Here is a 6,927-nt window from a genome sequence, read left to right as displayed (position 1 = left end):
ATGGGGCTTAGAAAGCTCGATGGCAAAGACAGAAAAAGCGCTGCTGAATGGGGCTTTCTCTTGAGTGCCCTGTTCATCGTGCCGCTCTTTTTCTTGCCGCACGCCAGCGAGCTGATCAAAATTGGCCTTCAGCTGCTGTGGGGGGCTGCGTTTCGCGTGCGGCATTCATGGCCAACGACAGCTGGAAGCAAAACAAATCACGCTGAGCGATTGCAGCGTGATGGAGAGTCAATAATGTTAATGCATGAACTGTTTAAGCAGGTCCGCGGGCAGGGAAGGGTAATGACTACAATCACCCAGTCTGCAGATATGTTTAAAGGCAACGTTCGCCGGCGGCGTCCCGCGTTTGACGAGCGGGTCCGGAAGCTGCATCCTGGCGACAGACTGCCCCGGGGGCGTTACTTCAGGGACAAAAACCGGGGCTTCCTTTCTTACTCATGGATGAATTCTGGCTTTATAACCAGTAAGGAGAACAGCTCACTGACCGATACCCTGAAACGTCCGGAACATCCGTGGTATCTCAGAGCACCCGAGCAACAGGAATATCGCTCCAGCGCGTTGTCCAGGCAGGAGATAGCATCTCCCGCTTCATTTTCCATTCTGTATTCACGCCCTGACTCGCAAACCATATGCTGCCGAGCCCGGACTGGTTGATGCCGTCCAGTACTTTCATCAGCTGCGCGCTGTTGGCCCGCGGCTTATCCTCATCGAACAGATTCAGCTGACTGACGCCGTCTGGCGTGAAGTCATCGAGCATGATGCCGGCCTTCATGTAACGTCGCCCTTCAAGCCAGATGCGGTCGAGCGATCGCATGGCCACCTCAATCACGTCGCGCGTATCCTGCGTGGGTAGGGTGAGATTCTCGCCGGCGCTGTTGCCGTAGAAGACTTCTCCCTGCGCGTGCGGCGAGGTCCGGATAAAAACGCTGATGCGCCGGCAGAACTGGCGCTCATTTCTCAGCTTCTCCGCCGCACGGGTGGCGTACTGACACAGCGCTTCCTGCATGGCCACTTTTGTCGTGATGCGCTCACCAAAAGAGCGGCTGCAGACGATCTGCTGTTTCGCCGGCGCAAACTCCTCGAGGGGAATGCACGATTCCCCGTTGAGCTCGCGAACGGTGCGCTCGAGCACCACGCTGAAGTTTTTTCGGATGAGGGCAGGGTGCGCGCGCGCCAGCTGCAGGGCGTTTTCAATGCCCATCAGATTGAGCCGCCTGCCGATGCGCCGGCCAACGCCCCATATCTCCTCTACGGGCTGGTTTTCCAGCAGCGTCGCGGTACGCTTTGGATTATCCGGCGTCAGTGCCAGCACTCCGCGGAACTGCGGCCACTCCTTGCTGGCCCATTGCGCTGATTTTGCGAGGGTTTTTGTTGGCCCCATGCCCACGCCGACGGTCAGGCCGGTCGTGGCCAGCACGTGGGCGCGCAGGCGCCGGCCGAAGTGCTCAAAGTCCTCCAAGCCATCAATGCCGGTTAAATCGAGAAACATCTCGTCAATAGAGTACTGCTCGACCTTCGGCGTCATTTCCTCCAGTGCCATCATGACCCTGTTAGACAACGAGTGGTAAAGGGCGTAATTTGAGCTAAACACATGAATCTTTTCAGGATATCCCTCATTTTTGATCTGAAACCACGGTGCGGCCATCTTTATGCCGAGTTTTTTGGCAGCGGCGCTGCGTGCGATGACGCAGCCGTCATTGTTACTCAGCACGACCACCGGCCTGCCGCGCAGGTCAGGGCGGAAGAGCGCCTCGCAGCTGGCGTAAAAGGAGTTAACGTCGGCCAGACCAAACATGGGCATGATCACCTCCGGCGGGCACGGGTACTGTTAAAGAACCAGGTCACGACGCCGAGCAGCTGCAGCTCCTCCGGGTAGATCATCGGGTAGGCCGGATTCATGGGCAGCAGCGCGAGCCTGGGCTGCAGCTGCAGGCGCTTGACCGTGAACTCGCCGTTGACCTCGGCAATCACGATGTCGCCGTGAGCGGCTTCCTCGGCCCGGTCAACCACCATTACGTCGCCGTCGCAGAGGCCCAGGTCCCGCATGCTGTTGCCGCTGGCGCGCACGAAGAAGGTAGAGGCGCGCCGGCGGATGCACAGTTCGTTCAGATCGAGTTCTTTCTCGACGTAATCCTGTGCAGGGGAGGGGAAGCCGGCGGCGCACGGATCGGCATAAAGCGGTACCCTGACCCTCGGCGTAAAAATGGGTGGCCAGAGCAGCGTCAGGTCGGCGGTAGAGCTGCCCGGGTTCATGATCTGATGCCCCGGCCATGCTGCAGTGTGACTTCAAAAGTGCTGAGTAAATCGCGCATAAAATTCCTCCTGTTGTTTTACTGTTTATACATACAGTATTATTGAGGGGGAATTATCTGGCAAGAGGGAGCGAAACGGGTTGGCGCAGAAGCGAAGCCATCTGACTGACCCGCCGGGAAATTTTTATGAACGTCGGCTGGCTGATACTGAGTGACGCCACTATGCTCAGGTCAGGGCCGGCAGACGTGGAGAGGCGTTTCCGGTTGTACCTTTACAGCCCGGCGCTCTTGGGCCGGGCTGGTTTTGTTGAAATGCAGAATAAGCGTAACGTGCGTAAGCAGTCCATGCCGGCATCGGTGAAATGACGCTTCCTCGGCACGACTGTTCGTTCCTCGCGCTGCTGCGGTACGCCTCAGCCGTGACTGCGGCGAGCGTTGGGGGCTGACAGTTAACGGCAGGTATTTTTCCGGGATCCATTGTGCAGACCTGACGGACCGTTTTAATCTGCATGAAACTCCTCATCAGCCTCCGGGGCAATCTATGGATGGCCACACCTCTCCCGCACGTTTTCTCGCTTATCTTCTGACTGAGCACGATATCTCCGTGACGCAGCTGTGTGATCGCTGCGGGCTGAACAGCGATATCGCCCGGGCTTTTCTGGCGGGGCGCCTGCCGGTGACGCAGACGCTGGCGGAGCAGCTGGGCTTCGTGTTCCACTCCCCCGGCTTCTGGCTCACCCGTCAGGCCCTCTGGATGCGGGCTGAATCAGGTGCTGACGCATTCGCCGGTGTCGACGGGATATGTCCTGTGTCATATCCAGGAATGGCCTGTGAACCGGCTGCGCGATCTGCTGCCGTGGAAAACCAATCTCATTGCTGCATTAGATAAAATTTGACCTGACTCTGCCAGCACACAGTTCTAAATTGCGTATAGAGTCAATCCAGGAATGATTGTCTGGTCTGAATTTCCAGTAGGTTGTAATCCGGAGATGTAAAAACTGCTACTTTCGTTCTGAGGCAAATATGTAATGCTCATTACCTGGGTGGGATTATAACAACACGCCCGAGTATGGAATTTTCTTCGGAATATGCATGGGCCTCAGCCGCTGCCGCAAGCGGATACGTCCTGTCCACGATCACTTTGATTTGACCCGTTACCGCTAACTCCAGCATCCTGGAAATCGTGAGGTGGACATCAGGTTTTTCTAGTTGCGATCCCATGAAAACGCCTAAAAGTGTTTGGTTCGCCTGCAACGCTGGCCACGGATCGATAGCCAGCCGCGAACCGCCAGCGTTACCGATGAACACCAGACGCCCCTCCGGCCGGAGTGCCCCAAGAGAGGTCTGCAGGGTGGTTCCGACCGGGTCAACAACGAGATCCACTCCCCGGCCTCCGGTCAGACCCATGACCGTACCTACGACGTCGGCCGAGCGATGATCGATCGCATGGTCGAGACCAAGTTTGACGAGGCGTTCAGCCCTCCCGGCCCCGGAGACCGTGGCAAGTACGTTCGCACCTGCCAGATGTGCTAGCTGGATGGCGGCGAGCCCGACGCCACCTGCGCCGCCCTGGATTAAGACTGTTTCACCACGCTTTAATCTACCCCGGGCGAACAGGCTGTGATGAGCGGTCCCGAACGCGATAGGCATTGCCGCGGCGGCAGCCATGCATAGTCCCTCTGGCACAGGCCACGTCCTTGCCGCAGTCACTGCGCGTAGCTGCGCATGCGACCCGGCAAGATCGAAACTTGTCACTTTCTGGCCTACACGGCGATCTTTCACCTTGTCTCCGACCGCAATAACCTCACCAGCGGCGGCATAACCGACGACAAAGGCCGTATGGGGCGGGGGCGTGGACGCGCGATGGATCAGGTCGCCGCCTTCAATAGCAACAGCCTCGACCTGAATCAGGACGCCGTCGCCCGGGCAAACCGGATCCGGTACATCCGCATAACGGAGGACACTTGGCGGACCGGGATGATCATAGATAGCTGCTTTCATATTTATTCACCACAACCTCGTCACCTGGGAAACGCTCAGTCAGGTTCAAATCAGCCTTCGCCAGGCACCTGGGTCTTCAGGAGCTGCTGCTCCCAGAGGAAGGCAATCCCGCTGCCGGCTGCATGCTGAACAAGCACCTCTGAAAGCTCGGCGGCATGCTCTGTACGAGCCCAGTCACGCTGCCATTCTGAAGCCACTGCAAGCCAGGTAAGCAGATTCACACCAGCTGCCGCCATACGCTTGATCGCGATCTCGTGCGCCTCGACCGAGGTGCCCCCGGAGGCATCTGTGACGACTGTCACGTCCCAACCCTCGCCAGCGGCCTGGATCGCCGGCATCGCAACGCAAACCTCGGTCCAGAGCCCTGCGATAATCAGTTGCTTACGCCCCGCCGCCTTCACCGCATCCACAACCTTACGGTCTTCCCAGGTGTTAATAAACGTACGGTCAAACACTTCCTGGTCGGGAAACACATCGGTGATTTGTGGAAAGATAAGGCCGCCACGCTCAGCAACCACGCTGGTCAGGATGGTGGGCACGCTGAAGATTCTTGCGGTCTTCGCCAGGGCAGTCGAATTGTTGACCACGATGTGCGGATCGTGGCTGTTCAGGTTCGCGAGCTGATAAGGCTGATGGTCGATCAGAACGAGGACCGAGTCCTCGGGACGAAGAAGTGAATCGAGGCCGTTACGAAGAGGCATCTGGATTTCCTTTCTTTGCCGCTTAAGACTATCGGCATTGGATTTGAGGGAGATACACACAATGGTCTTGCATGGATGCAATGTAATGTTCACCATATGGATACGCTAGTCCCATAATTTCGCAAACTGTGTCGCAGAATGAGGAACACTGGTTTGGACATTGAAGATCTACAGACATTCGTTGCTGTCGCTGATGCTGGGGGCATATCGGCTGCGGCGCGTCGGCTCGGTATTACCAAGTCCATAGTCAGTCGGAGACTCTTTCGCATAGAAGCGGAGCTTGGCGTTCAGCTTCTTGTCCGAACGACCCGTGGCGCGGCACTAACCGAAGCCGGTATCACGTTCAGACACCATGCGGCACGAGCTGGCGCCGAGATTGATATGGCCAGGGATACGATCCTACCCTCAGGTGACCTCCGGGGTCACCTGAGGGTAGCCATGCCGCTGACTATTGGCGCAACCCATTTCGCCCCTGTGCTTGCAGAAATGGCATGTCTGCATCCGAAACTTCACATTCAGGCTTCCTACAGCGATCGCTTCGTTGATCTCATCGCAGAGGGTTTCGATTGCGCAATCCGGGGTGCCTATCTTCAGGACTCTAATTTAATTGCGAAGCGCATCGGGCCGATTCATGGGAAGCTTGTCGCAAGCCCTGCCTATATCGAGTTGAATGGATCACCCGATACGTTGGCCGAACTGGTCTCCCATCATGCCCTCATGCAGGGGACTGAATCCTGGCAGTTTATGGATGGGAAGAAGATCGTAACTGTTCAGCCGCAAGGCCGATTCAAGGCCGACAGCGCCATAGCTCTCGCGGCGGCGGCGGCGGCAGGTCTCGGCATCGCTTGGCTTCCCGATTGCATCACGCACAACTACGTCGCTTCCGGCGCGCTGATCCCAATCATGACACGTTATCCAGTCCCTCCGGGAGCCGTATACGTTGTGCGTCCGCCGGGAAAGCATCCAACGCGCCAGGTGCGGGTCCTCACTGAAATGATGATTGAGTATTTCAAAAACAATCCGGCACTTTTTGGTTTCAGCAGCGAAGAGATTTAGTTAGTACGGAGCCAGAGCGCGGTGTTTCCAACGATGAAAACTCACACAGGGGTTAAGCGCCGAGGAACCGTGTCCGGAATCTGATGTCGTGGGCAGTCGATCTTAAATCTTTATAGGCGTCAATACGGCCTGGATGTGACGCTTACGCGTTTTGCACCAGACACACCCTGCGTAGTGCACCTGTGGGTAGCCGATGATTTCGAAGACGTGGCACCGGAGCTGACGTCCGATGAGGTGCTGGCCACGATCGCGCTGGCCGATGCCACGCTTGATGCGGATATCAGTCTCAGCTGGTACTTCCTGCGCCACTGCGCTGACACGGTTCTGGCAAAACGGGAGGAAAAAGAGTGAACACCTGGCTGGCTTCCTTTCAGGCAGAGTGGCAGGGCATATGCTCAGAGGAGCATATGCTCATCCTGTCACCGGATGAGCAGCTGGCAGAGGCGGGCTGCATGCTCATGGGCCGTACGTGGTGGAAGGGCGAACCCCGTGAGAGTGAAGGCTGTTACTGGCGCTTTGACGGCAATGACGTCTGGCTGAAGTCTCTCGTGCAACTTGATGCGCAGCAGGCAGCGACACTTTCCGGCCTCCATTTTCTGGATGATTGGGAAGTGACCGGTACGCTTCTGGCACCCGTGGTGAGCGACCGGTGCGGTTGCCACTGGCCTGATTTCCGGGGCTGAAAACGACGACTCAGGCGGCCGCCCGGCGGGCGGCGCTTTTCACGGGAAAGATAATGATGACGTCGCTTCGCTCCACGCTTATGCCGTCTCCCGTCCTGCGGCCGGTAAACGGCGGGCATAAAGTGCCGTGCCCTCACGGTAGCCGGGCGGCCTCGCAAACAAGGGAAGCTGTCGCCGGCCTGCTCACCCGTTCCCCGCCGTGCGCGGGACATTCAGTCCGCTCCGGCGGCGCGT

At 57.7% G+C, this 6,927-nt stretch carries 8 protein-coding genes; 4 read left to right on the top strand and 4 right to left on the bottom strand.

Translation table 11 applies throughout. The features are described from left to right. Window positions 1-520: 520 nt before the first annotated feature. Both umuC and umuD read right to left on the bottom strand, forming a co-directional pair. The gene (umuC, locus tag QMM04_RS19725; protein ID WP_282996825.1) at window positions 521-1,795 is read right to left on the bottom strand and encodes a translesion error-prone DNA polymerase V subunit UmuC; all 1,275 of its coding nucleotides are present in this window, start codon (window positions 1,793-1,795) and stop codon (window positions 521-523) included. 8 nt (window positions 1,796-1,803) lie between these two features. Next, a complete protein-coding gene (gene umuD / locus QMM04_RS19720) occupies window positions 1,804-2,253 on the bottom strand; it encodes a translesion error-prone DNA polymerase V autoproteolytic subunit (protein ID WP_282996824.1) in 450 nt (149 codons plus the stop codon). 540 nt (window positions 2,254-2,793) lie between these two features. On the opposite strand from umuD, the gene QMM04_RS19715 reads away from it, so the two are divergent. Then, entirely contained in the window at window positions 2,794-3,141 is a 348-nt protein-coding gene (locus QMM04_RS19715; protein ID WP_282996823.1) for a hypothetical protein, read from the top strand. Window positions 3,142-3,287: 146 nt separating this feature from the next. On the opposite strand, the gene QMM04_RS19710 is transcribed toward QMM04_RS19715, so the two are convergent. Together QMM04_RS19710 and QMM04_RS19705 are read right to left on the bottom strand one after the other, a co-directional pair. Beyond that, window positions 3,288-4,253 (bottom strand): zinc-binding alcohol dehydrogenase family protein, encoded by a 966-nt coding sequence (locus QMM04_RS19710; RefSeq protein ID WP_282996822.1) that lies wholly within the window; start codon window positions 4,251-4,253, stop codon window positions 3,288-3,290. A gap of 50 nt (window positions 4,254-4,303) precedes the next feature. Beyond that, window positions 4,304-4,954: a hydrolase gene (locus QMM04_RS19705; RefSeq protein ID WP_282996821.1), complete on the bottom strand. Its 651-nt coding sequence runs from the start codon at window positions 4,952-4,954 to the stop codon at window positions 4,304-4,306. Between the two features lie 138 nt (window positions 4,955-5,092). Here QMM04_RS19705 and QMM04_RS19700 point away from each other — a divergent pair, with 138 nt between their 5' ends. The 3 genes from QMM04_RS19700 (at window position 5,093) to QMM04_RS19690 (ending at window position 6,693) form a co-directional block, all read left to right on the top strand. Continuing rightward, on the top strand, window positions 5,093-6,010 hold the full coding sequence (locus QMM04_RS19700) for a LysR family transcriptional regulator (RefSeq protein ID WP_282996820.1): 918 nt from the start codon (window positions 5,093-5,095) through the stop codon (window positions 6,008-6,010). A 135-nt stretch (window positions 6,011-6,145) separates the two neighbouring features. Continuing rightward, the gene (locus tag QMM04_RS19695) at window positions 6,146-6,361 is read left to right on the top strand and encodes a hypothetical protein (RefSeq protein ID WP_282996819.1); all 216 of its coding nucleotides are present in this window, start codon (window positions 6,146-6,148) and stop codon (window positions 6,359-6,361) included. Next, entirely contained in the window at window positions 6,358-6,693 is a 336-nt protein-coding gene (locus tag QMM04_RS19690; protein WP_282996818.1) for a hypothetical protein, read from the top strand. The genes QMM04_RS19695 and QMM04_RS19690 overlap by 4 nt, the downstream gene beginning before the upstream one ends. Window positions 6,694-6,927: the final 234 nt, after the last annotated feature.

This window comes from Pantoea sp. Pa-EAmG, assembly GCF_030024295.1.
Taxonomy (GTDB): domain Bacteria; phylum Pseudomonadota; class Gammaproteobacteria; order Enterobacterales; family Enterobacteriaceae; genus Pantoea; species Pantoea dispersa.
The sequence above is the reverse complement of the archived record's forward strand: the minus strand, read 5'-3'. Positions and strand labels throughout refer to the sequence as shown.